Source organism: Brachybacterium sp. JB7 (assembly GCF_003335205.1).
GTDB lineage: Bacteria > Actinomycetota > Actinomycetes > Actinomycetales > Dermabacteraceae > Brachybacterium > Brachybacterium alimentarium.
Map to the genome: position 1 here is coordinate 424,339 of NZ_QPGN01000002.1, position 25,094 is coordinate 449,432.

A 25,094-nucleotide genomic window follows, 5' to 3' on the forward strand; every position below is an offset into this window, starting at 1 on the left:
CCTCTCAGAAGCTGTGCCGACCACCAGTGACGGTGTGACGGGCGCCGTCGGGGAGCACCACGTCGGCCTCGATGCCGTCGGGGATCGTGGCCGTCAGGGCGAAGCTCCCGTCGGCCGCCGACTCCCACGACACCTCGATGCGGCCGACGACCGAGTCGTAGGCGCCCTTGGCCCAGTCGATGCCCGGGCCCGGGGTGGGCTGGATCAGGATCCGGCGGTAGCCGGGCTCGGCGGCGCGGATGCCGAGGATGACCTGGTAGATCCAGTCGGCCACGGCGCCGAGGGCGTAGTGGTTGAAGCTTGTCATCTCGCCGGGGTTGATGGAGCCGTCCGGCAGCATCGAGTCCCAGCGCTCCCAGATAGTGGTGGCGCCCATCGAGACCGGGTACAGCCAGGAGGGGTTCGAGTCCTCCAGGAGCAGCCGGTAGGCGTCCTCGACGTGGCCGGTCTCGGAGAGGGCCCAGGTCACGAAGGGAGTGCCGGCGAAGCCGGTGGAGACCTGGTAGTTCGCCTCGCGGACGAGTTCGGCGAGGCGCTCGGCGGAGCGCGGTCGGGTGCCCTCGTCGAGCAGGTCGAAGGCGATCGCGAGGGCGTACACGGTCGCGCAATCGGAGACGATGTGGCCGTCGGCGCTCACGTAGGCCTCGGTGAAGGCGGCGAGCGTGCGATCGGCGAGGTCCTGCCAGCGGGTGGCGTCGGCCTCCTCGCCGAGCAGACGGGCCGTCTCGGCGGCGAAACGCGCCGAACGGATCAGGCAGGCGGTGGCCACGACGCCCTTGTCCGCCTTCGCATCGGCGGGTGAGTCCGCCGGCGCGTCGGGGTCGAGCCAGTCCGCGAACTGGAACCCCTGGTCCCAGAGACCCGTGGGGGACAGCGCGCGCTCGACCGACTCGAGGTGGAGCACCATCCCCGGGTACTCGGCGCGCAGCCGGTCGAGGTCCCCGTAGGCGTTCCACAGGGCCTCGGCGACCCAGACGGCTGCATCGCCCCAGATCGCGGTGGGTATTTCCTTCGGGTCACCGTCGGAGAAGGGGTCGGCACCGCCGACGCGGAGCTTGAGGATGTCCGGCACGACGAAGGGGACGAAGCTCAGCGGCGGCAGGCTCGCCTCGGCCTGTACGTCGAGGAGCCAGCTATGGAGGAAGTCGGAGACGTCGAACTGGTAGGCGGCGGTGGCGGCGTAGGCGGCGATGTCGCCCGTCCAGCCCAGGCGCTCGTCGCGCTGGGGGCAGTCCGTGGGCACGGCGAGGAAGTTGCCGCGCTGGGACCAGATCGAGTTGCTGATCAGCTGGTTCACGCCCTCATGGGAGGACTCGAACCAGCCGGTCCGGGGAATGTCGGAGTGGACGACGACCGCCTCGATGTCCTCGGCGGTGAGCTCCCCGGGCCAGCCGGTCACCTCCGCATAGCGGAAACCGTGGAACGTGAACGTCGGCTCGAAGTAGTCGCCGTCGACGTCACCGGAGAGCACCAGCTGATCGGTGGCCTTCGCGGCGCGCAGCGGCCGGGTGCCGAGCTCCTCGTGCTCGAGCACCTCGGCGTGGCGCAGGGTGATCTCCGTGCCCGCAGGGCCGGTGACTGTGAAGCGCAGCCAGCCCACGAGGTTCTGCCCGAAGTCGAGCAGCGTCTTCCCGGAGGGAGAGGTCCAGATCTTCTCGGGCCGACGGGTCTCGTGCCGAGTGATCAGCGGGGAGGCCTGTTCGATCAGCGTGGACCGGTCGATCTCGGTGACGCGCACGGGGCGGGGGTCGCCGGCAGCGAGCGTGCGGTCTTCGTGCTGGCCGTCGTAGATCGTCGCGAAGGTGATCGGCGAATCGGTCGCGGTCCAGGTCTCGTCGGTGGCGACGGTCTGGGTGGAGCCGTCCGCGTAGGTGATGACCAGGGCGGCGAGGAGAGCGTTCTCGTCCCCGTAGTTGGAGGCGGCGTCGCCGAAGCCGAAGTCGCCGTTCCACCAGCCGCGGCCCAGGAGCACCGACAGCTCGATCTCCTCGCCGCCGGAGCGTGCCTGCTCGGTGACGTCGAAGCGCTGCACCTGCAGGCGGGACTCGTAGACGGTCCAGCCCGGGTTCAGCACGGAGTCGGTGGCGCGTGCGCCGTTGAGCGATGCCTCGTAGATGCCGTGGGCGGTGGCGAGGAGCTCCGCGCCGGCGATCGCCGAGGCAGGGCCCTGGAGCGCGGCGCGCGTGGACAGTACGGGGGCGCGGCCATCCGTGGGATCGGCGGTGATCGCCGTGGCGCTCTCGAACGGTGCGGCGGCGGGGGCGTCAGCGGTAGTGCTGTCAGTCGTGGTCATGGGTCACCTCTCGGTCGGGGCGTATGGGGTGGTGGGGGAGAGCTGTGCGTGCCGAACGGCATGCGGCGCAGCGGGGCGGGGAGGGCGTCGACGGTCGGTGCGTGTCCTGGTGCCGGCACCGGAATGCGCGCCGGGGTTCGTGTCGCCGACGGAGGCGGCTGCGGGGGCGGATAGCGTGGAGGCGTCGAGGGTCTCCTCGGCAAAGGCGTCGAACCCGGTGCGTCGGAACCCGACCCACCCGCAGACGAGGCCGACCGTCACGATGATCGTGAGCAGCAGGTAGGCCATCGTCGGCGTGTTCATGAGGGCCGGCGTAATAAGGGCGACCCCGGCGGCGAGAACCCGGGCGATGCCGATCACGGAGCCCTGCACCGTCGAGCGCAGCAGGGTCGGGAAGGACTCCTGGGACCAGACCTTCATGATCGCCTCGAAAGCGAACGCGCCGCCGATGGCGTTGAAGAAGCTCAGGGCGACCCAAGGGATCAGGCTGAAGCCGAAGACCACGGGGATCAGGTAGGAGCCGGCCAGGAGGACGGCGCCGACGGCGTAGACCTTCATCCGCAGCGGGGTGTCGACGATCCGCATGAACACCATGGCGCCGAGCATGCCGACGCCGAGCATCACGATGCCCAGCAGCGACTGTTGCTGCACGGTGATCCCCACGACGTTCACGCCGATGTAGGTGCCGAACTGACCGCCGGTGTTCGCGCCGATGTTCGTGAGCGTGTAGAAGCCGATCAGGGCGAGGAACGGCATGAGGAAGATCTTCTGGCTGAGCACGTCCTTGAGGCCTGTGCTCGAGGCGCGGATCGTGTCCGAGCCGGCGAGGCGCTCGCGGTCGGCGTTAGCCCAGGTGGTCGACTCGGGGATGCTCAGTCGCGCGGCGAGGACGATCAGGGCGACGATCCCGACGTGGCAGAACATGATCTGGCCGCCGAGCTGGCCCAGGCCGCCAGCGATGATGCCGAAGACGTTCGCGCCGATGATCCCACCGAACCAGAGGATCTGCGAGAAGCCGACGAGCCGACCGCGGTTGTGGTCCGATGCCGCCTCGGAGATCGAGGCGAGGGAGACCGGGAGATCGGCGCCGGAGCCGAGACCGACGAGCATCATGCCCACCATCAGCATCGCGAACCCGGGCGCGAGCACCAGCAGGGCCGAGCCGATGACGATCATCGCCATCGTGGTGAGGAAGACTCGACGGCGCCCGTAGCGATCGCCGAGCCGCCCTCCGGTGAGTGCGCCGACGGCGATGCTCAGGGTGAGGGTCGCGGAGAGGGCGCCGATCTGGCCCTCGGTGATCCCGATGGAGTGCTGGTAGAGCACCAGCGCGGTGCCGGAGCTGACGATGGCGGCGGAGTCGATGTACGACGCCATTCCGCAGATCAGGGCCACCCACCAGGGATGGGCGGTCGACGGGCTCGAATGGTCTGGTCGCACTCGTGTTCTCCTTCGAACGGGTGCAGGGCGTGAGCCGCAGCTTCTCGGTCCTGTCTCTATGGCCTGCGGCGATACCCAAATCTGTTGAAACGACTCAACATCGTGTCCGGCGAGACTAGCAACGGCTCGACCGGCCCACAACCCGTACGGCAGATGCGAGGCGCCAGGTCCGCATTCATGGGGTCGGAAAGGGCTTTACACGTTTCAAGCGGCGTGTCTGCACTCCGGTCACGATGCACTCGCGCCCGACCTGGTCCGAGCCGTGCACCCCGACGACCTCCCGCTGCAGAGTCCCGAGAGTCCCGCAGCGGAATCTCCGGTCGGGTCTCCCTGCCCTCGCCGATCGAAGGAGATCACATGACGTCCTCCCGCCTGCTCGTCCGCCTGCCCACCCGTCGTGCCGCCCTTGCTGCGCCCCTCGCTCTGACCTCGCTCGTCTCCGTCGCCTCGCTGTCCGCCTGCGGCCCTAACGCTGCGGGCAGCGGCGACTCCGGGGATGCCGAGTCGGGGGATCTCCGCTTCGCGTGGTGGGGCAACACGACGCGCGACGAGCTCACCCGCACTGCCCTGGAGGCCTTTCAGGACATCGAGCCCGACCTCACGGTCTCCGCCGAGCCGGGTGACTGGAGCGGCTACTGGGACAAGCTCGCCACGCAGGTCGCCGGCGGGGACGCACCGGACATCATCCAGATGGACGAGGGCTACCTCGCCGAGTACTCGAGCCGGAAGATCCTGCTGGATCTGTCCACCACGGACTTCGACACCGACGGCATCGACCCCGATGCCCTGGACGCCGGCATGGTCGACGAAGGGCTGTTCGCCGTCAACGCCGGGATCAACGCCCCGGTGCTGCTGGCGAACCCCGATCTGTTCGAGGCGGCGGGCGTCGACATGCCGGACGACACCACCTGGACCTGGGAGGACCTCCTGGAGATCGCCACGAAGATCTCGGAGAACACCCCGGAGGGCACCTACGGGGTGCAGCAGTTCGGTGCGGCGGGCGGGCCGCCGCTGAGCGTGTTCCTGCGTCAGCTCGGGGCCGACCGGTTCGGCCCGGACGGCGTCGGGTACACCGCCGATCAGCTCGAGAAGTGGATGGACTTCGCACTCGAGCTGCAGGACAGCGGTGCGGCGCCGCCTGCGTCCGTGGCCGTCGAGGAGGCGGGCCAGTCCGTCGACCAGGCGCTGTTCGCCGTCGGGAAGTGCGCGATCCAGGCGCAGTGGTCGAACCAGGTCGTCACCTTGGATGCCGCGCTCGACGGGAAGGTCGTGATCCTGCGGATGCCCTCGATGACCGGCAGCGCGGCCGACGCCCAGCTCTGGTACAAGGCGTCGATGTACTTCTCGGTCGCCGCGACCTCCCAGAAGCAGGATGACGCCGTGGCCCTCGTCGACTGGCTGCTCAACAGCGTCGACGCCGGGAAGATCCTGCTCGCCGAGCGCGGAGTGCCCGCGAACCTCGAGGTGCGCGAGGCGATCGTCCCCGAGCTCACCGACTCCGATCTCAAGGCGGTCGACTTCATCGAGGCGATCGCGGACGAGCTCGGCGAGGCGCCGCCGCTCACCCCGCCCGGCGGCGGAGCCGTCGACGACGCCCTCGCCCGGCACGTCGAGGACGTGCTGTTCGGGCGGGAGAAGCCCGCGGAGGCGAGCGCCGCCGTGATCGACGAAGCATCGGGTCTGCTGGGCTGAGGCGATCGCGATACAGTCACCGGATCACGGTCCCGGAGCCCACGGCCCCGGGGCCGGTCAGGTCGAGCCGAGGAGCGTGGGGGAGTGGCCGGGAACCGCCTGGTGAGCATGAAGGATGTCGCGCGCCGCGCGGAGGTCTCCGTCGGTACCGTCTCCAACGTCCTGAACCGGCCGGACATCGTCTCCCAGGACCGTCGCGAACGGGTCGAGGCGGCGATCGCCGAACTCGGCTACGTGCGCAACGATGCCGCTCGCCAGCTGAAGCTCGGCCACTCCCGCACCGTCGGCGCGATCGTGCTGGACTCCGCGAACCCGTTCTACGGCCAGATCGTCGGCGGCATCGAATCCGCCGCGGAGTCCTCCTCCCTCGCAGTGATCGCCGGCAGCACGGGCAACCGGGAGCAGCGCGAGCGGCTGTACCTCTCGCTGTTCGAGGAGCAGCGTGTGCGGGGCATCCTGCTCGCCTCGACCGGCGGCACCAAGGAGCTCATCGACGGGATCCGCCGACGCGGGACGCCCGTGGTGCTGGTCGAGAGCAGCCGGGACGCCACCGGTGGGTCCTCGGTGAGCGTGGACGACATCGCCGGTGGCGAGATCGCCGTGCGGCACCTCGCCGAGCTGGGGCGGCGCCGGATCGGCGTGGTCGCCGCCCGGCAGGATCTGCGGCAGGTCGCGGATCGTCTGCACGGGGCACGCCGCGCCGCGGCCGACGCCGGGATCGAGCTCGAGGTGCTCGACGCGGAGGACCTCACCGTGCTCGCGGGCCGCGCCGCCGGCATGAGCATCGTCGAACGCCCTGCGGCCGAGCGTCCCGACGCCGTGTTCTGCGTGAACGACCTGATCGCCGTCGGCGTCCTGCAGGCGTTCGCCTTCCGTCACCAGATCTCGGTGCCCGAGGAGATCGCGCTGGTGGGCTACGACGACATCGCCTTCGCGAGCTCGACCGTGGTGCCGCTGACCTCGGTGGCGCAGCCGGCCGACCTCATGGGCCGCACCGCGCTCGCCCTGCTCGAGGAGGAGATCGCCGATCCCGACGCCTCGCCCCGGCACGTGAGCTTCACGCCGACGCTCGTGGAGCGCGAGTCGACGACGGGCTGAACGTCTCCAGGTCCACGCTCGCGCGGATGAGCTCCCGGATCGCGCCGTCGGGGGACGGAACGGCACTGAGAGCTCGGGCCTGCACCGCGATGTTCCCCAGCGCGGTCGCCTCCATGGGGCCGGCGACCACCTCGATGCCCAGGGCGTCGGCGGTGAGCTGGTTCAGCAGGGCGTTGCGGCTGCCTCCGCCGACGACGTGCAGACGCGACGGCAGGGGGAGTTCGGCGAGTCGGCAGGCGGTGTGCAGCCCGTCGCGGTAGGTCTCGGCGAGCGATTCGAGGATGCAGCGCACCAGCTCGGCGGGGGAGCGAGGGTGGGCGCTGCGCCGCTCCGGTCCGTCCTCGTGGTCCCCGTGCTGCTCGCCGGTGACCGGGCGGGCGGCGGCCATGACCCGATCCGCCATCTGGCCGGGCGGGAGGAAGGCCGGATCGGTGGGGTCGATCCGGAAGCGGCCGCCCGGGACCGACGCGGCGGCCTCCAGCAGATCACCGAGGTCGACCTGCGCGCCCTCGTCCTCCCATTGCCGGATCGATTCGCTGACCAGCCACATCCCGGCCACGTTCTTGAGGACGCGGAATGTGCCGTCGATGCCGCGCTCATTCGTGAAGCCGGCCGCGAGGGCCGGCCCCGAGGGGACCGCGCCGGCCAGCTCGAGCCCGATGAGGGACCAGGTGCCCGAGGAGATGTAGGCGACGGGGGCGTTCTCGAGGGCGGCCGCCGGCGAGGCCGGGGCCGCCAGCACCGCCGACGCGGTGTCATGGGAGCCGACGGCGATCACCGGGGCCTCACCGATGCCGAGCACGGAGGCGAGCTCCGGGCGGACCGTGCCCAGCTGCTCGCCCGGTGCGATCAGGGGCGCCAACAGCGCGCGGTCCACGCCGGCTGCCTCCAGGAGCTCGGGGACCCACTCCCGGGCGGTCACCGACAGCATCCCGGTGGTCGAGGCGTTGGTGAGCTCCGTGCGGCGCTCGCCGGTGAGCAGGTAGCCGATGAGGTCGGGCACCATCAGCAGCGCGCTGCCCGCGGGCAGCTCCGCGAGGCGGTCGTCGGCCAGCAGCTGGTAGATCGTGTTGAAGGGCTGCTGGGCGATCCCGGTGAGCGCGAACTGTCGCTCCCGGGAGACCTTCCGCGCGAACTCGTCGGCGACCCCGTCGGTGCGGGAATCCCGATAGGCGATCACCTCGCCGAGGCGCTCGCCGGAGCCCGGCACAGGGGTGCCGTCGGCCCCGACCGCGTCCGGCCCGACCAGGCCGTAGTCCACGGCCCAGGAGTCGACGCCGATGGAGGACAGGCGGCCCAGTCCACGCACGACGGCGAGATCATGGGCGTCGGCCAGCCCCTGCCTGATCTCGGCCCACAGGGCATCGAGATCCCAGCACAGGTGACCGCCGCGCCGGACCAGACGGTTCTCGAAGCGGTGCGCCGGGACCAGCTCGAGGCGACCGTGGTCGACCACGCCGAGCATGACCCGGCCCGAGGTGGCACCGAGATCGATCGCCGCGACTGCGAACGGGCTGCTGGTGCCGGTGCTGGTGCTGGTGCCGTAGTCAGGTCGTGGGCCGGGGGCCGGGACGGCGCCGCTCATCGCAGGAACGCGGCCGCGACCCCGGCGTCGACCGGGACGTGCAGGCCGGTGGTGTGCGAGAGGTCCCCGGAGGTCAGGGCGAACACGGCGTTCGCGACGTTCTCCGGCAGCACCTCGTGTCCGAGCAGCGTGCGCTGGGCGTAGAACTTGCCGAGGTCCTCCTCCTGGACGCCATAGACCTTCGCGCGGCTGGCGCCCCAGCCGCCGGCGAAGATGCCGGAGCCGCGCACCACCCCGTCGGGGTTGATGCCGTTGACCCGGATCTGATGGCTGCCGAGCTCCGCCGCGAGCAGCCGCACCTGATGGGCCTGATCGGCCTTGGTCGCCGAGTAGGCGATGTTGTTGGGCCCGGCGAACACGGAGTTCTTCGAGGAGATGTAGATGATGTCCCCGCCCATGGCCTGGTCGATCATCACTCGCGCCGTCTCCCGGGAGACCAGGAACGAGCCGCGCGCCATGACGTCGTGCTGGAGGTCCCAGTCCTTCGCGGTGGTCTCCAGCAGCGGCTTGGACAGCGACAGCCCGGCATTGTTGACGATCAGGTCGAGGCCGCCGAAGGCGAGCACAGCCTCGGCGACCGCCTCCACGACCGCGGCCTCATCGGAGACGTCGGCCCGCAGGACCACGGCCTTGTCCGGTCCGCCCAGCTCCTCGGCGACGGCCTGTGCGTTCTCGAGGTTCAGATCGGCGATGACCACGCAGGCCCCGTCGGCGACCAGTCGGGCCGCGGTGGCCTTGCCGATCCCGGAGCCGCCCCCGGTCACCAGCGCCACTCGAGTGGCGAGCGGCTTGGGCGCGGGCTTGCGCTGCAGCTTCGCCTCCTCGAGGGCCCAGTATTCGATGCGGAACTTCTCCGACTCCTCGATCGGCGCATAGGTCGAGATCGACTCCGCGCCCCGCATGACGTGGATGGCGTTGACATAGAACTCGCCGGCCACGCGCGCGGTCTGCTTATCGGCACCGAAGCTGAACATGCCCACGCCCGGGACCAGCACGATCGCGGGGTCCGCACCGCGCAGGGCGGGGGAGTCCGGCTCAGCATGGCGCTCGTAGTAGGCGGAGTAGTCCTCGCGGTACGCCTCGTGCAGCTCCGTCAGGCGGGCCACGGAGTCCTCGACCGACGCGTCGGCCGGGAGGTCCAGGACCAGGGGCTTCACCTTGGTGCGCAGGAAATGGTCGGGGCAGGAGGTGCCGAGCTCGGCCAGGGGCGCGAGCTTCTCGCTGGCGAGGAACTCGTGCACGATCTCGGTGTCCGTCCAGTGCCCGATCATCGGGGCATCGGTCGAGGCGAGGCCGCGGATCACCGGGAACAGGGCCGACGCCTTCGCATGGCGCTCGGCCTCCGGAAGTGCTTCCCGGGCGGCGTCGTGCGCGCCGAACGGCTCCGCGGAGCCGGTGCGCTCGAGGAACTCGGTCGCCTCGGCGATGATCCGCAGGGAGTTCTCCTGCGCCTCCTGGGAGGTCTCGCCCCAGGCGGTGATGCCGTGCCCGCCGAGGATGCAGCCGATCGCAGCGGGGTGCTCCGCCTTGATCGCCGCGATGTCCAGGCCCAGCTGGAATCCCGGGCGGCGCCACGGCACCCACACCACGGCGTCGCCGAAGCACTCCGTCGTCAGGCGCTCGCCGTCGGCCGCGGTCGCGAGCGCGATCCCGGCGTCGGGGTGCAGGTGGTCCACGTGGGCGGCATCGACGAGCGCGTGCATGGCAGTGTCGATCGACGGCGCGGCGCCGCCCTTGCCGTGCAGGCAGTAGTCGAAGGCCGCGACCATCTCGTCCTCCCGGTCCACGCCCGGGTACACGTCCTGCAGGGCGCGCACACGATCCAGGCGCAGCACCGCCAGGCCCTTCTCCTGCAGCGTGCCGAGGTCTCCGCCGGAGCCCTTGACCCACAGCAGCTCGGTCTCCTCGCCGGTGACCGGATCGGTGTCCGTGCCCTTGGCGGACGTGTTCCCGCCCGCGTAGTTGGTGTTCCTCGGATCGTCGCCCAGCTCGTGCGAGCGGCGGAGCAGGGCGTCGATCGTCTCGCGTGCGTTCGTGGTGCGATGCGTCGTCATGCTCAGGCTCCCCATCCCATCTGGTTGCCGCCCACGCGCTCCGCGGCGACCTTGTCCTCGTAGCCGCTCGCCCGGAACGCCTCGAACGGATCGGCCGGGAGGCCCCGCTCCTCGCGGAAGGCGGCCAGGGCCGGGCGCACGTCGGTCCAGAACGCGTCCATGAGGATCGTGTTCGCCTCGAGCACGTCGTGGCGCTCCTGGGCATCGGCGAGGGCTTCGCGATCCACCAGCAGCGTCTTGGCGAGGGTCTCCTGGACGTTCAGCACCGAGCGGATCTGGCCCTGGATCTTGGACTCCAGGTTGTGGCACTGGTCGAGCATGAAGTTCACACCCGCGGCAGGGCGGTGCGCGTCCTGCTGGACGATCTCGAACAGGATCCGGAACAGCTGGAACGGGTCCGCCGCCCCGACGATCAGATCGTCATCGGCGTAGTTGCGCGAGTTGAAGTCGAAGGCGCCGAGGCGGTTCTGGCGCAGCAGCTGGGCGACGATGAACTCGATGTTGGTGCCGGGCGCGTGGTGACCGGTGTCGAGCACGACCTGCGCCTGCTCGCCGAGGGCCAGGCAGTGCAGCAGGCTGGTGCCCCAGTCCGGGACGTCCGTGTGGTAGAACGCCGGCTCGAAGAACTTGTACTCGAGCACGATCCGCTCGCCCTCGCCGAGTCCCTGGTAGATCTCCGCGAGGGACTCCGCGAGATGGTCCTGACGGGCGCGGATCGAATCCTGCCCGGCGTAGTTCGTGCCGTCGGCCAGCCAGATCTTCAGCTCGTGCGAGCCGGTGGCGCGCATGACGTCCAGGCACTCGAGGTGATGGTCGATCGCGCGGCGCCGCACGGTCTTGTCGCCGTGCGTGAGCGAGCCGAACTTGTACTCGTCGTCCTGGAAGGTGTTGGAGTTGATCATCCCGAGCGTCATGCCCTGCTCCTCGGCGAACTCGCGCAGGGCACCGAAGTCCTCGACCTTGTCCCAGGGGTAGTGCAGGGAGACGCGCGGCGCCGAGCCGGTGAAGGCGTGGGTCTGCGCGGCGTCGGCGATCTTCTCGAAGGGGTCGCGCGGGGTGCCGGGGGTGCCGAACACCTTGAAGCGGGTGCCGGAGTTGCCGTAGCCCCAGCTGGGGACCTCGATCGAGAACTCTTCGAGATCCCGGGCGACGTCGGCGGGAAGGGTGGTGGGAGTGGTCATGGGTGCTCCTCGAGGATTCCGTCGGAGCCGGAACCCGGTCGACGGTGACGGGCGGGGTGGTGCGATGTCATGCCGCAGCGGGTGTCACGCACTAGTTGAAACGACTCAACCCACGTTATCACGCCATTGGGTGGAAGTGCCAGGCGGCACTGGCGACGCCCGAGGGGGCGCGCTGGGCGCGCCGCGTTCCGCTCGCGGGTGGCGCGGGAAAGCGGTTGACATTGCCGGTCGATGAACTCAGGATGGGCGGCAGCGGGTGCACGCCGAGGCCAGTCCCGAGACTCGCGCGCATGAGCCGGGTATCCACGAAACCCTCGGACTTCACGCCATCCCCGCAGGAGCCCCGTTGACCAGCGCTGACCTTGACCACCTGCTCGCCACCACCCCCGCCCGCAGCCCGCATCGCTGCTGCTTCCTGCTGCACGTGCGCCCCGAGAGGCTGGTCGACTACGTCGCCGCCCACCAGGACGTGTGGGAGGAGATGCGCGAGGCGCTGACCACCGCGGGCTGGCGCAACTACTCCCTGTTCCTGCGCCCGGAGGATGGCATGGTCGTCGGCTACTTCGAGGCCGATGACGTCGACGCCGCGCAGGAGGCCATGGGTCGCGCCGCGATCTCCCCGCGCTGGGAGGCGACGATGGCCGAGTACTTCGCGCCCGGCGGCGGCGAGAAGCAGGTGCTGCCGCAGTACTTCCACCTCGCATGATCCACTGATCCCCTGGCACTGCAGTCCCCGAGCGAAGGAGCCCGATGAGTCCGATGAGGCCGAGCAGCCCGCAGTCCGCGCCTTCCCCGCAGGTCATCAACCCCGATGGCGCCTGGTGCTGGTTCCAGGACGAGCGCGCGCTGGTCGACCCCGAGGCCGGGCTGCTCGTCGTCGGCTCCATCGCCTCCGGGGGAGCCCCTGAGGATGTTGCGCGTCGCGGGGACCTCGATCTCACGGTCGTGGATCTCGCGTCGGGCGCCGCCCAGGTGGTGACCCTGCACCCCGGGTTCGAGGCCGACGATCACGATGTGCCCGCACTGTGGCGTCGGCCGGACGGCCGCTGGCTCGCGGTCTACGCCCGGCACAAGAGCGACGACCTCACCCACTGGCGGATCAGCGAACCCGGCGACCCCACCCGCTGGGGCGAGGAGCGCACCTACGACTGGACCGCGCACACCGGCGGCCGCGGCGTCACCTACTCCAACCTCCACGAGATCGACGGCCGCCTGTACTGCATCGCCCGGGCCGTCAACGACGATCCCTGCGCCCTGGTCTCCGACGACCACGGGGACACCTGGGCCTACGCCGGTAAGCTGTTCGACCGCCCCAAGATCGGCTACGTCAACGGCTACGCCCGCTACGCCGACGGCCCCGGGAGCCTGCACGTGCTGGTCACCGACCATCACCCGCGCGACCACGACAACTCGATCTACCACGGCACGATCGCGCGCGGCCGCCTCCGCGACAGCACCGGCCGCGCCCTGGAGGCCGAACCGTTCACCGATCCCGCGCCGGACCAGGCGGAGCTGACCACCGTGCTCGCCGCGGGCACGGAGGTCGGGGGAGCGCGGCTGGGGCACGCCTGGACCACGGACATCCGCGAGGCGGACGGTCAGGTGGCCGCGGTGATGACCGCCCGCGCCGACCATCAGGCGGCACCGGACGGCGCAGATCTGGGACGCAACGTCCCGGTCCCGGACCTGCGCTTCGTCTATGCCCGGCTCGGCGCCGACGGCCGGTGGACCCTCTCTCCGCTCGCGAAGGCCGGGCCAGGCCTGCTGCCGCACGAGCAGGACTATTCCGGGCTGGCGGCGATCGACCCGTACGACGTCGACACCGTCTACCTCTCCACCCCGATCGACCCGCGCGACGGCTCCCGCCTCGCTCACCATGAGATCTTCCGTGGACACACCGCCGACGAGGGGCGACGCTGGGCATGGACCGCGCTCACCGATGCCGCCGAGAACCCGGGGGTCGACAACCTCCGCCCGATCGTCGCCCCGGGCGACCCGTCCACGACTCATCTGCTCTGGTTCCGCGGAACCATGCGCTCCTCCCAGGACTACGACTGCGAGGTCGTGCTCCGCAGCACTCCGCGCTGAGGAGCCCCGTCCGCAGAGCCCCGTCCGCAGGGCCCGCCCACTGCACCGGCCCGCCCGCACCCTCCGCACCACCGAAAAGGACCCGCGATGACAGAGAAGACTTCCCCCGATCTCCGGCCCGCGCCCCGTGACCCCGCCGAGGAGGCGATGGCCACCCCCACCGGCCCCCTCGAGATGGAACGTCGGATGCACGCCCTCGGCGATGCCGCCACCTGGGAGGACGTCGACGCACAGGCGCATCGAGCCTGGGACGCTCCGTATGGCCCGCCGGAGACGTGGGCGGTCGATGCCGAGGACCGGGAGATCCCCGGCCCGCACGGCCCGGTCCCCGTGCGCGTCTACACCCCGCGGGCCTCGGCCGACGGGCCACGACCCTGCCTGGTGTGGCTGCACGGCGGTGGCTTCGTGCACGGCGACCTCGACATGCCCGAGGGCGACCATGTGGCGCGGGGCGTCGCCGGACGCGCCGATGCCGTCGTGGTCTCGGTCGACTACCGGCTGTGCGACGGGTTCGACGGGAGCCCCGCCCGCGAGTTCCCCGGCGGGCCCGAGCACGTGACCGCACCGATCCCGCTGGACGACGTCTGCGCGGCCGTGGCCTGGACGCGGAGCAGCGCGGACACCCTCGGCATCGACCCGGCCCGGGTCGCGATCGGCGGCGCCAGCGCGGGCGGCAACCTCGCCGCGGCGGCGTCCCTGCGCCTGACCGACGAGGGCACTCTGCCGGCCGCCTCGCTGCTGATGTATCTCGTCGCCCATCCGGTGCGGCCCGAGCCCGACGCCGAGGAGGCGCAGGCGCTCGCGGCGACGCCGCCGATGGTGCGCTTCCCCCTCGAGACGATGCAGGCCATGTCGAGCAACTACCTCGGGCGCCCCTTCCAGGAGGCGACGCCCTACGACTTCCCGGGGCTCGCCGACCCCGGCCAGCTGGCGGCGCTCCCGCGCACCTATATCGAGACCGATGAGTACGACGACCTGCGGGTCAGCGGGCGTCGATACGCCGAGCAGCTGCGCGAGGCCGGGGTGGACGTCGAGTATGTCGTGCGCCGCGGCGTGTGCCACGGGCATCTGAACCGGGTGGGACTGGCGGAGGCGCGCGACTCCATGGACCGGATGGGGGACCTGGTGCGCGGACTCTGAACCGCTGCACGGGCAGGACCGGTGCGACCGTCGCACCGACCCGGATCGAGGAGGATCCATGCAGTCACCGCAGAACGGGCAGTCCCCGCATCACGGACAGTCACCGAAGCACGGGCGATCACCGCAGTACGGAGTCATCGCTCCTGACCAGGACGTCGACGCGATCCTCGCCGCGGGCGCGGACTACATCGAGCCCACGATCGTCGGCAACGTGATCATGCCCGACGGCGACGGTGTCGACGACGGCGGCGGTGTCGGCGGGTGGCGGGTGAACACCGCACTGCGGACGCGCGCGGCCTCCCCGTCGTTCGCCGTGCTGGTGCCGGGGGCGATGCGTCTGTCCGATCCCGATTTTCCGCTCGCCTCGACCCGCGACTACCTGCGCACCGCGCTCGGCGCGGCCGCCGATCTGGCCCGCCCGGGAGCCACCGTGGTGCTGGGCAGCGGAGCAGCACGACGCATGCCCGAGGGGGTCGACCCGGACGCTGCCCGCCTGCAGTTCGCCCGCTCGGTCGAGGTCGCCCGCGACGTCGGGGCGGAGCATGGCCTCGAGATCGTCCTCGAGCCCCTGCATCGTGGGGAGACCGACCTGATCAACACCGTGACCGAGGCGATCGACTTCCTCGATGAGTTCGGGATGGGTGAGCTCAGGGTCGTCGCGGACCTCTTCCACATCATGCGGGAGGGGGAGCCCCTCGAGGTGATCCGGGCTCGGGCCGACCGCGTCGCGCATGCCCACATCGCCGACTCGGGCCGCACCCCGCCCGGTCAGGGGGAGTGGCCGCTCGCGGAGTTCTTGGAGGCGCTGCGCGGCGGCGGATACCGCGGGCACGTCTCGATCGAGTGCACCTGGGCCGACGTCGCCTCCGAGGCCGGGCCGGCGCTCGCCGCAGTGCGTGCAGCGGACCCGGCGTGGGCGGCATCGGGCGCCTGATCCGGGAGTCGGGCGGCGAGCGGACGGTGGACGAGCGAGTGGAAGGGACTGATGCACGATCAGGTGTCACATGATCTGTGGCGCCGTGCGGCGTTGCAGGGAAGGATGTGCGCCATGCCCGCTCCCTATCCCAAAGAGTTCCGTGAGGACGTCGTCCGCGTCGCGAGGAACCGTGAACCCGGCCAGAAGCTCTCCGTGATCGCGAAGGACTTCGGGATCTCCGAGTCCTGCCTGACGAACTGGATGCGCCAAGCGGACGTCGAGGACGGCAACCGGCCTGGGAAGACCCGTGAGGATTCCACCGAGCTGCGCGAGCTCCGACGCCGGAACCGGCTGCTGGAGCAGGAGAACGAGGTGCTCCGCCGTGCTGCTGCATACCTGTCCCAGGCGAATCTGCCGGGAAAATCCTCTACCCGCTCGTGAGCGAGCTCGCCGCCGACGGGATCCCCGTTGCGGTGTCCTTGCGGGTCCTGAAGCTCTCCCGTCAGCCCTACTACCGCTGGCGCAAACAGCAGGTCACCGAGGCCGAGCTGGTCGAGGCCTATCGAGCCAACGCGCTATTGGACGCTCACCGCGACGACCCGGAGTTCGGGTACCGATTCCTCGCCGGCGAAGCCGCTGAGGCTGGTGAGGTCATGTGCGAGCGAACCGCGTGGCGGATCTGCCACGACAACCAGTGGTGGTCCGTTTTCGGGAAGAAGCGCGCCAAGAACGGGAAACGTCCGGGACCGCCTGTCCACGATGACCTCGTCCAGAGGGACTTCACTGCCGATGACGTCAACGAGCTGTGGCTGACCGACATCACCGAGCACTGGACTGATGAGGGCAAGCTCTACCTCTGCGCGATCAAGGACGCCTTCTCCGGCCGGATCGTCGGCTACTCCATGAGTGACCGGATGAAGGCCCGCTTGGCGGTGAACGCCCTGGCCAACGCGGCAACCCGGCGCGGCGACGTTGCTGGCTGCATTGTTCACTCAGACCGCGGGTCGCAGTTTCGATCCCGGAAGTTCGTCCACGCCCTGAACCAGCATCACCTCATCGGATCCATGGGCCAAGTCGGTGCTGCCGGTGATAACGCGGCGATGGAATCCTTCTTCGCGCTACTCCAGAAGAACGTCCTGGACCGGCGCCGTTGGCGCACCCGTGAGGAACTCCGGATCGCGATCATTACCTGGATCGAACGGACCTACCACCGCCGCCGGCGTCAGGCCCGCCTGGGCCGATTGACCCCCATCGAATACGAGACCATCATGAACCCGACCGTCACCCTGGCGGCCTAAACCAAGCTGACACCTGATCGTGCATCAGTCCCAACGTCGTGACAGCATCTTTGCGGTCCCTTCGGAGGAGGAGTGCGACTACGGGCGGTTACGTGCACTGGACAGCTCATCAGCGAGCGATTCGTCGACCACCGGCGGTCAGCGAGCCCAGACATCACCTGCGCGCCACGACGGTCTCTCCCTGGGTGGGTGTGACCGGCGTCGCTTGCTGGTGGTCTATGAATGTGCGCCTTCCGGGCGGGAAGCGTGAAGTGTTGCCGCGTGTTGCCGAGAGCGCTTTCCCTGGAGAGTGTTCCTCGTGGAGCGGTATCTGTACAGGTCAGGGCTCATGCAAGACGTGCGAAGGTTATGCAATCTGGCCGCAGCGAGATGACTCGTTACTGAAACGGGATGTTCCCGACCAGTCATAGGGGGCGGCCGCGACTTCGATGGGCGCCCCCGGATGGACGACCTTCTTGACGGGGGCGTCGCTCCTTCACCGCGTCGGCGGCGGTGTCCCGACCGTGGGGCGGCGGGCTCGGGCGCAGGGCGCGAGGTGACCGCAGACCACAGCGCTCTACAGTGCGGGTATGAACGCTGACCGAGACGCGCAAGGCGATTCAGCGCCGGTGGAGGAGGCCGTCGAATCTGCGGCCGACGAGCCGGCCCTCGAAGTGATCGCTCGGGGTGGGTTCCTCATGAGCGGGCTGGTGCACCTGCTGATCGGATGGTTCGCCGTGCAGCTGGCCTTCGGGGACCCCAGCGGCAGCGCCGACCAGTCCGGAGCGATCAGCGCGATCGCGCAGGCACCGGGCGGGCGGGTCCTGCTGTGGACGGGTGGGATCGCGATGACGGCGCTCGCGGTGTGGTCGGCTCTGCGAGCGTGGCTCTCGGCGCGGCGTGCGCGGTCGGCGACCTCGGCCCTGACCCAGTGCCTGCGATGGGCGGGCAGGGCCGTGATCTACGCAGGGCTGGCAGCGACCGTGCTGAGGTTCGCCGCTGGTGGCGGAGCCTCCTCGAGCGCGCAGACGGAGTCGGCCACGGCCGGTCTGCTCGGCGGCGGGGCCGGACGGGTCGCGGTGGTCCTCGCCGCGGGCGTGGTGATCAGCATCGGGGTCGGCTTCGTCGTCATCGGAGCCGGCCGTCGGTTCCTCCAGCAGCTCGAGCGCAGCGGGCACCGCACGGTCGGCCTCGCGCTCCGGGTCACCGGGGTTCTCGGGTACATCGCGAAGGGAATCGCCCTGGTGGCCGTCGGGGCGCTGCTCGGATGGGCCGGTATCGCCGCGGAGCCGCAGAAGGCCACAGGCCTCGACGGAGCGCTGCAGGCACTGTCCGGGGTGCCGGAGGGACGGATCGTCCTGCTGCTCCTCGGCATCGGCCTGATCGTCTTCGGGGTCTACTGCTTCCTCCGCTCGCGCTACCAGGACATGTGACCGGGAGCCTCAGGCCTCGACCGATGACACCGGTGACGCAGCAGCACTGCCCCGTGGCGGGGGATCCGCAGGTCGATCGCGGTCGAGCCCGGGGCCACGCCGCGGGCGGCGTCGGACTGCTCCGTCACGGCGCGCACGGGTACAGCGGCCCCGCTCCACAGCTCCCTGACCTCGCCCTCGATCCGCGCGGGCAGCCCCACGTCCTGGCTGTCGAGCGAGACCGTGAGCTCGTTTTCGCCGAGGTTGAAGGCGGCGACATAGCGCGTCCCGCCCGCCCCGTCGGCCGACCACAGGACCAGCGCCCCCTCGCGGAAGACCTCCCGGTTGTCGCAGGAGCGGTGGAGCACCTCGAGCACGTCGGCGTTCTGCAGCAGCGCGATCGTCGCCTGATCGGAGCTGGGCAGGTCACCGCCCACCATGAGCGGCGAGCGGGCGATCACCCAGAGGGTCATCAGCGCGACCTGCTCGTGCGGGGTCAGCGAAGAATCGCGGGGCTCGCCGCGCTCGGCACGGATCCCGATCCGGCCCAGCGGCAGCATGTCGCCGTCGGCCCAGCCGTCGGGTCCCGAGAACGGCGCCCAACGGGCGAAGCGCGCGAAGTTCGCCTCCACGTCCTCCCACCGATCCCACAGGTCGTCGCAGATCCGCCACATCGTGGCGTGCTCGCGCAGGTGATCGAGCCTGGTCAGCGAGAGGTCGCGGCCCGGGGACAGGCTCAGCTGCAACGGCCGGCCGCAGCGGTCGATCGCCGCGGTGAAGGTCTCGATCTCGGCGGCCTGGTAGGGCCACAGCATGTCGTCGACCTTGAGGAAGTCCACGCCCCAGTCCGCGTACAGCGCGAGCACCGAGTCGTAGTAGGCGTGGGCGCCCGGCACGGCATGGTCGATGCCCACCATGTCCGGGTTCCACTCGCAGGCGTTGGTCTCGTCGGCGATGTCCGCCGCACGCAGCGGGGAGCCGATGAGCGGGGTGTTCGCCGCCACCGCGCGCCGGGGGATCCCGCGCATCACGTGGATGCCGAACCGCAGGCCGAGGGCATGGATCTGCGCGGCCAGCGGGGCGAACCCGGCGCCGTCGGCGGAGCTCGGGAAGCGGCCCGGATCCGGGAGCAGCCGGCCGTGCTCGTCCATCGCGAGCGGGGCGTCGGCGTTGTAGCCGTGGGAGCGGGCCGACGGATCGGACCAGTCGATGTCTACGACCACCGTGTCCCAGCCGAAGGGCAGCAGATGCTCGGCGAGGAAACGGGCATTGGCCAGCACTTCCTCCTCGGTCACCGTGGTGCCGTAGCAGTCCCAGCTGTTCCAGCCCATCGGCGGACGCGAGGGATCGGCCGGGCGGGGCGCAGCGGGTGCCGCGGCGACGGTCCGGGCCCCGGACGGGGCAGGAGGCGTGGTCATGTCACTCTCCGAGCAGACGGTCGACATAGGTATTGCGGAAGACCCGTTCGGGATCCAGCCGATCCCGCAGGGCCCGGAAGTCCGGCAGACGGGGATACTGCGCGCGCACCGTCCCCGGGGCGGTGGTGAAGACCTTGCCCCAGTGGGGTCGGGGCGCGAACGGGGCCAGACGCTCCTCGATCTCCGGCAGCAGGGCCTCGACCTCGCGCGGAAGCTGCTTCCAGGTGAAGTGCACGCAGGAGCTGTCGCGATGGAACGCGGGGGAGAGCCAGAGGTCGTCGGCCGCGACCGTGCGCACCTCGGAGGCATGCAGCAAGGGGCGGATCCGCTCGCCGAGCGGCATCACGGCGGCAAGCGCCTCGGCCACCTGAGCGCGCGCCACGAAGTACTCGGACTGGATCTCCTCGCCGCTGCTCGGCGTGAACTCCAAGCGGAAGTGCGGCAGACGCTCGTGCGACGGCCCCGATGCACCGCTCTGGTCCGTGCAGGGCTCCGCGAGCAGATCGGGCAGCGGGTGCACCGCCCTGGTGGCCCGATGCCCGCCGTGCCACAGCTCGGGAAGCTCGTCGTCCACACCGACGGCCTGTTTCACCCAGGCCTGCGCGATGCGTCCGTCCCAGCGGTGGAAGAGGCTCACGCTGTAGCCTGCGCCCAGCATCTCGTCCAGTGCCGCGCTGGTCATGGCGCCGTCGGCGACGTCGAGGTGCACCGTCTGCCGCATGGCGAACGCGGGCACCAGGTCCAGCGTCAGGTGCGTGACCACCCCGAGCGTGCCGAGCGACAGGACCACCCCGTCGAAGATCGCGGGGTCGTCCTCCCGGGACAGCGCCAGCAGGTCGCCGTTCGCGGTGACGAGGTCGACGGCCCGCACCGAGGAGGCCAGCGACCGGTGGCGGTCACCGGAGCCGTGGGTGCCCGTCGCGCTCGCGCCGCCGACGGAGATGTGGGGGAGCGACCCCATGGTCGCGAGGGCCAGACCGTGCTCGGCCGCTGCGACGGCCAGCTCCCCGTAGCGCACCCCGGCCGCGACCCGCACGGTGCGGGCGGCGGTGTCGAACTCGAGGTCCGACGGCATCGCGGCCAGGCTCACCAGCGGACCGTCGCTTGCCGCGACCTGCGAGAACGAGTGCCGCGTGCCGAGCGCTCGGAGCCGTCGACTGCGGCCCACGAGCGCCTGCAGCTCGGGGACCGACGTCGGAGCATGCAGCGGGCCGGGCCCGTAGTCCACGGTGCCGGACCAGCTCAGCCCGGGCCGGGCCAGCGGGGTCTCCCGCGGGATGTCGTCAGGGGGCATGCGCTCCACCTCTTCGTGGTCTGCCGTGGATGAGGAGAACGAGTTTTGCGCCCGCACGACCTATGTTGCGCTCCGCATCGGTTGTTATGTCGCAGGACATCGGTGACAGTTCTGTATCAGGACATCGGTGACACTTCCGTGGCTCTTGGTGGTGACACTTCGCCGGTAAAAATGGGCGGTGAGCAGAAACGAGCCCGTCGATCCCACTGTCCGCCTGGCCATCTCGCGGTGGCCTGATGACGCGCCGCGTGGGTCGGTGAGCACGTTCTGCGTCGAGCACGGCATCTCGCGCAAGACGTTCTACGTCCTCCGTGCTCGCGCCCGCGTCGATGGGCCCGCGGCCGTGCTCGAGCCCCGCACCAAACGACCACATACCTCCCCGGGCCAGCTCGATGAAGAGGTCAAGGACCAGGCTGTTCAGGTCCGCGCCGCACTCGAAGCGTCTGGGCTGGATCACGGTCCGATCAGCGTCCACGACCGGATGAAAGCGATGGGACTTGAAGCGCCATCGATCGCGGCCCTGGCACGGATCTTCCGCGAACGAGGCGTGGCTCGACTGGAGCCGAGGAAGCGGCCTCGCGCGTCCTGGCGGCGGTTCGTCTATCCGGCACCGAACGCGTGCTGGCAGCTGGATGCGACCCAGTACGTCCTCACCAACGGCCGGACCTGCGTGATCTTCCAGCTCCAGGACGATCATTCGCGCCTCGCGGTCGCCTCTCACGTGGCGGGCAGCGAGACCGCTGAAGCAGCGATCGCGGTGTTCAACAAGGGCACCGCGCGTTGCGGAACTCCACAGCGTCTGCTCACCGACAACGGAGCCGCGCTGAACCCCACGCGCCGTGGGATGAAGGGCCAGCTCGTCATCCACGTGACCGCGCTGGGAGTCGAGGCGATCACCGGGAAGCCCTACAAGCCGACCACGCAGGGCAAGAACGAACGATTCCACCAGACCTTGTTCCGCTGGCTGGACAAGCAGCCCATCGCGGGAAGCATCGAAGAGCTCCAAGCACAGGTCGACGAGTTCGACGTCATCTATAACGAGCAACGCCCTCACCAGGGACTTCCCGGACGGATCACACCACGCCAAGCCTGGGACGCGACTGAGCCGGCACCGTCTCCCCGGCCTGTCGTGGAGCCCAGCCTGATCATCGAGTCCGTCGGGGACAGCAAGAAGCGTTCCCGGAAGCTCCCCCGGGAGCGGGTCATCCAGACCGGTGAACGAACACGGGTGGTGAACAACAACGGCACGATCACCCTCCACGGCGTCGCGTTCCAGGTCTCCTACCCTCATGCCCAGCAGGAAGTGCACGTCCTCGTCGAACAGGCCAGCGTCACGTTCGTCGACCTTCACGGCGAGATCCTGGCCGAGCACGCTTGGCCCCCGCTCGGCATCCGATACGCCTCCAAGCACACGGGTCAACGGAGCGGCAAACGCCGAGGCCGGCCACCGAAGAACCCCGAACCGTCACCGATGTCCTGAGACATCAACTGTCACCGATGTCCTGATACAGAACTGTCACCGAAGTCCTGAGACATCACAGCGCTCCGCATCGGTCGTGCGGGTGCAAAACTTCGGTGGTTCGCGTGATCCGGCGCGCGGGCCCGGCGTGCGGTGCCCGGCGCGCGGTGCCCGGCGCGGTGCCGGGCCCGGCCACCTGGATCGCGCCCGCGGACCGGGCCCGGCCGCCCGGTTCGCGCCCGCGGACCGGGCCCGGTCGGTCAGAAGCCCTGGCCGAGGCGGTAGAAGACCTGGTTGGTGCGCAGCTCCTGGGCGAAGGAGCGCACCGTGGTGTCCTCGTCGATCACGGCGAGCTCGAGGTCACCGATCTGGGCGAGGTCCTCCCACACCTCGAGGTCCACCGCATTGCTCATCACCGTGTGGTGGGCGGCGCCGGCGGTCAGCCAGCACTCGGCGGAGGTCGCGAAGTCCGGGGCGGGCTCCCAGACGGCGCAGGCCACCGGCAGGTTGGGCAGGTCGTGGTCGGGCTCCACGACCTCGACCACGTTGGCGATCAGTCGGAAGCGCTCGCGCATGTCGCTCAGGGCCACCACCACGGCGGGTCCGGCGTCGGCCGTGAACTTCAGGCGCACCGGGTCCTCGCGGTCCCCGATCCCCAGCGGGTGGATCTCGAGGGTGGGCTTCGCGGTGGTCAGCGAGGGGGAGACCTCGAGCATGTGGGCGCCGAGGATCTTCTCGCTGCCCGGGGTGAGCTCGTAGGTGTAGTCCTCCATGAGGGACGCGCCGCCGGGCAGGCCGTGGCCCATCACCGCAGCCACCCGCACCAGGATCGCCGTCTTCCAGTCGCCCTCGGCGCCGAAGCCGTAGCCGTCGGCCATCAGGCGCTGCACGGCGAGACCGGGCAGCTGGCGCAGCCCGCCGAGGTCCTCGAAGTTCGTGGTGAACGCGCCGAAGCCGCCCTGCTCGAGGAACGAGCGCAGGCCCAGCTCCTGGCGGGCGCCGTAGCGCAGTGCGTCGTGGCGCTCCCCGCCCGCGCGCAGCTCGGGGGCGACGTCGTACAGCTCCTCGTACTCGGCGACCAGCGCGTCGATCGCGCTGTCCTCGACGGCGTCGACGACCTCGACCAGGTCGTTCACGCCCCAGGTGTTCACGGAGACGCCCAGGCGCAGCTCCGCCTCGGTCTTGTCGCCCTCGGTGACGGCGACATTGCGCATGTTGTCGCCGAAGCGCGCCAGCTTCAGAGAGTGCATCTCGGCCCAGCCGGTGGCGGCGCGGGCCCAGCGGCCCACCTTCTCCTGCACACCCTCATCGCTCGCGTGGCCCACGACGGTCTTGCGGTTCACGCCCAGGCGGGTGGCGATGTAGCCGAACTCGCGGTCGCCGTGCGCGGCCTGGTTCAGGTTCATGAAGTCCATGTCGATCGTGGACCAGGGCAGTTCGACGTTCGCCTGCGTGTGCAGATGCAGCAGCGGGGTGCGCAGGGCGTCGAGGCCCTGGATCCACATCTTCGCCGGGGAGAAGGTGTGCATCCAGGCGATGACGCCCACGCAGGCGGGATCCGCGTTCGCGGCCAGCGCGATCTCACGGATCGCGTCGCGGTCGGTGAGCACCGGCTTCCAGACGATCTTCACGGGGATCGACGAGCCGGCGTCGAGGGTCTCGGCGATCACACGGGACTGCTCGGCGACCTGGTCGAGCGTCTCGGGACCGTACAGGCCCTGGCTGCCGGTCAGGAACCAGATCTCGCGGGTTTCGAAGGGGTTCTGCATGGGGTGTCCTAGCGGTCGAATGAGCAGGTGCGGAGTGCGGAGTGCGGAGTGCGGAGTGCGGTGTGCGGGGTGCGGGTCGCGGGGGTGCAGCGTGCGGCCTGCGAGAAGTGCAGGGCGTGGGGTGCACGGTGCGAGGAGCGCGGGGCACGGGTGCCCGCGCAGTGTGCGGCGGGTCAGTGGGCGTCGATGCCGTCGTCGGCGTCGGCGAGGGCGTCGGCCGCGGGCTCCGCGGCGTCGCTGCGCTGTCCGTAGACGTTCTGGTAGCGGTCGAACAGCGAGTCGATGTGCCGGGCGTCGATCGGCAGCGGCTGGCCGAGCTGGCGGGAGATGTGCACCGTGCGGGCCACCTCCTCGCACATCACGGCGGCCTTCACGGCATCACGGCCGTCCTTGCCGATCGTGAACGGGCCGTGGTTCTGCATCAGCACGGCGCGGGAGCGGGAGCCTCGCAGGGTCTCGACGATGCCCCGGCCGATGGAGTCGTCGCCGATGATGGCGAAGGGGCCCACGGGGATCGGCCCGCCGAACTCGTCGGCCATCATCGTGAGCACGCAGGGGACCTCCTCGCCGCGCGCCGCCCAGGCGGTCGCGTAGGTCGAGTGGGTGTGGACCACGCCGCCCACCTCGTCCATGTGCTCGTAGACATAGGCGTGGGCCGCGGTGTCCGAGGACGGGGTCAGGGAATCCGGGGTGCCATCGACGATCTTCGCGCCGTCCAGCGTGCACACCACCATCGTCGACGGTGTGAGCTCGTCGTAGGAGACGCCGGACGGCTTGATGACCAGCAGGCCGGGCACCTCGGGGGAGGTCGCCGGCACGCGCTCGGAGACGTTCCCGGCGGTCCAGACCACGAGTCCGTTGCGCGGCAGCTCGGCGTGCAGCGCGGCGACGCGCTCACGGGTCGCGGCAACGGCCTCCTGCGTGGACCGGGGGAGGTCGGTGAGGACGAGGGGCTGGGTCATGGGGCGACTCCTGGGC

At 70.4% G+C, this 25,094-nt stretch carries 17 protein-coding genes and 1 pseudogene; 9 read left to right on the forward strand and 9 right to left on the reverse strand.

What is annotated here, in order from left to right; genetic code table 11:
* Window positions 1-4: 4 nt before the first annotated feature.
* Complete coding sequence (locus CIK81_RS04235) at window positions 5-2,293, reverse strand: family 78 glycoside hydrolase catalytic domain (RefSeq protein WP_096164583.1); 2,289 nt, start codon at window positions 2,291-2,293, stop codon at window positions 5-7.
* Window positions 2,294-2,296: 3 nt separating this feature from the next.
* Window positions 2,297-3,733, reverse strand: coding sequence for an MFS transporter (locus tag CIK81_RS04240; protein ID WP_241963928.1), 1,437 nt, complete (start codon window positions 3,731-3,733; stop codon window positions 2,297-2,299).
* A gap of 357 nt (window positions 3,734-4,090) precedes the next feature.
* On the opposite strand from CIK81_RS04240, the gene CIK81_RS04245 reads away from it, so the two are divergent.
* Together CIK81_RS04245 and CIK81_RS04250 are read left to right on the forward strand one after the other, a co-directional pair.
* A complete protein-coding gene (locus tag CIK81_RS04245; RefSeq protein WP_241963930.1) occupies window positions 4,091-5,425 on the forward strand; it encodes an ABC transporter substrate-binding protein in 1,335 nt (444 codons plus the stop codon).
* 84 nt (window positions 5,426-5,509) lie between these two features.
* Window positions 5,510-6,523 (forward strand): LacI family DNA-binding transcriptional regulator, encoded by a 1,014-nt coding sequence (locus CIK81_RS04250; RefSeq protein ID WP_096164581.1) that lies wholly within the window; start codon window positions 5,510-5,512, stop codon window positions 6,521-6,523.
* Here CIK81_RS04250 and CIK81_RS04255 read toward each other — a convergent pair.
* The 3 genes from CIK81_RS04255 to rhaI are packed head-to-tail and all read right to left on the reverse strand — an operon-like array spanning window position 6,483 to window position 11,343.
* Window positions 6,483-8,108: a rhamnulokinase family protein gene (locus CIK81_RS04255; protein WP_096164580.1), complete on the reverse strand. Its 1,626-nt coding sequence runs from the start codon at window positions 8,106-8,108 to the stop codon at window positions 6,483-6,485. The two genes, CIK81_RS04250 and CIK81_RS04255, sit on opposite strands and share 41 nt — an antisense overlap.
* Entirely contained in the window at window positions 8,105-10,162 is a 2,058-nt protein-coding gene (locus tag CIK81_RS04260) for a bifunctional aldolase/short-chain dehydrogenase (RefSeq protein ID WP_114355414.1), read from the reverse strand. Before CIK81_RS04260 ends, CIK81_RS04255 begins: the two co-directional genes overlap by 4 nt.
* Window positions 10,163-10,164: 2 nt before the next feature.
* Complete coding sequence (gene rhaI / locus CIK81_RS04265) at window positions 10,165-11,343, reverse strand: L-rhamnose isomerase (protein WP_096164578.1); 1,179 nt, start codon at window positions 11,341-11,343, stop codon at window positions 10,165-10,167.
* Between the two features lie 346 nt (window positions 11,344-11,689).
* On the opposite strand from rhaI, the gene CIK81_RS04270 reads away from it, so the two are divergent.
* The 6 genes from CIK81_RS04270 (at window position 11,690) to CIK81_RS04295 (ending at window position 18,197) form a co-directional block, all read left to right on the forward strand.
* Window positions 11,690-12,049: an L-rhamnose mutarotase gene (locus CIK81_RS04270; RefSeq protein ID WP_096164577.1), complete on the forward strand. Its 360-nt coding sequence runs from the start codon at window positions 11,690-11,692 to the stop codon at window positions 12,047-12,049.
* A 44-nt stretch (window positions 12,050-12,093) separates the two neighbouring features.
* The gene (locus tag CIK81_RS04275; protein WP_241963931.1) at window positions 12,094-13,431 is read left to right on the forward strand and encodes a BNR-4 repeat-containing protein; all 1,338 of its coding nucleotides are present in this window, start codon (window positions 12,094-12,096) and stop codon (window positions 13,429-13,431) included.
* 87 nt (window positions 13,432-13,518) lie between these two features.
* Window positions 13,519-14,571: an alpha/beta hydrolase gene (locus tag CIK81_RS04280; RefSeq protein ID WP_241963935.1), complete on the forward strand. Its 1,053-nt coding sequence runs from the start codon at window positions 13,519-13,521 to the stop codon at window positions 14,569-14,571.
* Window positions 14,572-14,629: 58 nt separating this feature from the next.
* Window positions 14,630-15,505 (forward strand): sugar phosphate isomerase/epimerase, encoded by an 876-nt coding sequence (locus CIK81_RS04285; protein WP_096164576.1) that lies wholly within the window; start codon window positions 14,630-14,632, stop codon window positions 15,503-15,505.
* Between the two features lie 114 nt (window positions 15,506-15,619).
* Window positions 15,620-16,785 (forward strand): IS3 family transposase gene (locus CIK81_RS04290; RefSeq protein WP_241963936.1). Its coding sequence is split into 2 segments (ribosomal slippage): window positions 15,620-15,904 and window positions 15,907-16,785, totalling 1,164 coding nucleotides; the frame shifts between segments, so codons are not numbered across the junction.
* A gap of 569 nt (window positions 16,786-17,354) precedes the next feature.
* Window positions 17,355-18,197, forward strand: coding sequence for a DUF1206 domain-containing protein (locus CIK81_RS04295; protein WP_096164570.1), 843 nt, complete (start codon window positions 17,355-17,357; stop codon window positions 18,195-18,197).
* Here CIK81_RS04295 and CIK81_RS04300 read toward each other — a convergent pair.
* Together CIK81_RS04300 and CIK81_RS04305 are read right to left on the reverse strand one after the other, a co-directional pair.
* Entirely contained in the window at window positions 18,182-19,507 is a 1,326-nt protein-coding gene (locus CIK81_RS04300; RefSeq protein WP_158541912.1) for an alpha-galactosidase, read from the reverse strand. The two genes, CIK81_RS04295 and CIK81_RS04300, sit on opposite strands and share 16 nt — an antisense overlap.
* 88 nt (window positions 19,508-19,595) lie before the next feature.
* The gene (locus CIK81_RS04305; RefSeq protein WP_114355415.1) at window positions 19,596-20,888 is read right to left on the reverse strand and encodes an FAD-binding protein; all 1,293 of its coding nucleotides are present in this window, start codon (window positions 20,886-20,888) and stop codon (window positions 19,596-19,598) included.
* A gap of 256 nt (window positions 20,889-21,144) precedes the next feature.
* Between CIK81_RS04305 and CIK81_RS04310 the strand changes: the two are divergent.
* Window positions 21,145-22,394 (forward strand): annotated as a pseudogene (locus CIK81_RS04310) (integrase core domain-containing protein).
* Between the two features lie 213 nt (window positions 22,395-22,607).
* On the opposite strand, the gene araA reads toward CIK81_RS04310, so the two are convergent.
* Window positions 22,608-24,116, reverse strand: a complete 1,509-nt coding sequence (gene araA / locus CIK81_RS04315; RefSeq protein ID WP_096164567.1) for an L-arabinose isomerase — start codon at window positions 24,114-24,116, stop codon at window positions 22,608-22,610.
* Window positions 24,117-24,289: 173 nt separating this feature from the next.
* Window positions 24,290-25,078 (reverse strand): L-ribulose-5-phosphate 4-epimerase, encoded by a 789-nt coding sequence (locus CIK81_RS04320; RefSeq protein ID WP_096164566.1) that lies wholly within the window; start codon window positions 25,076-25,078, stop codon window positions 24,290-24,292.
* Window positions 25,079-25,094: the final 16 nt, after the last annotated feature.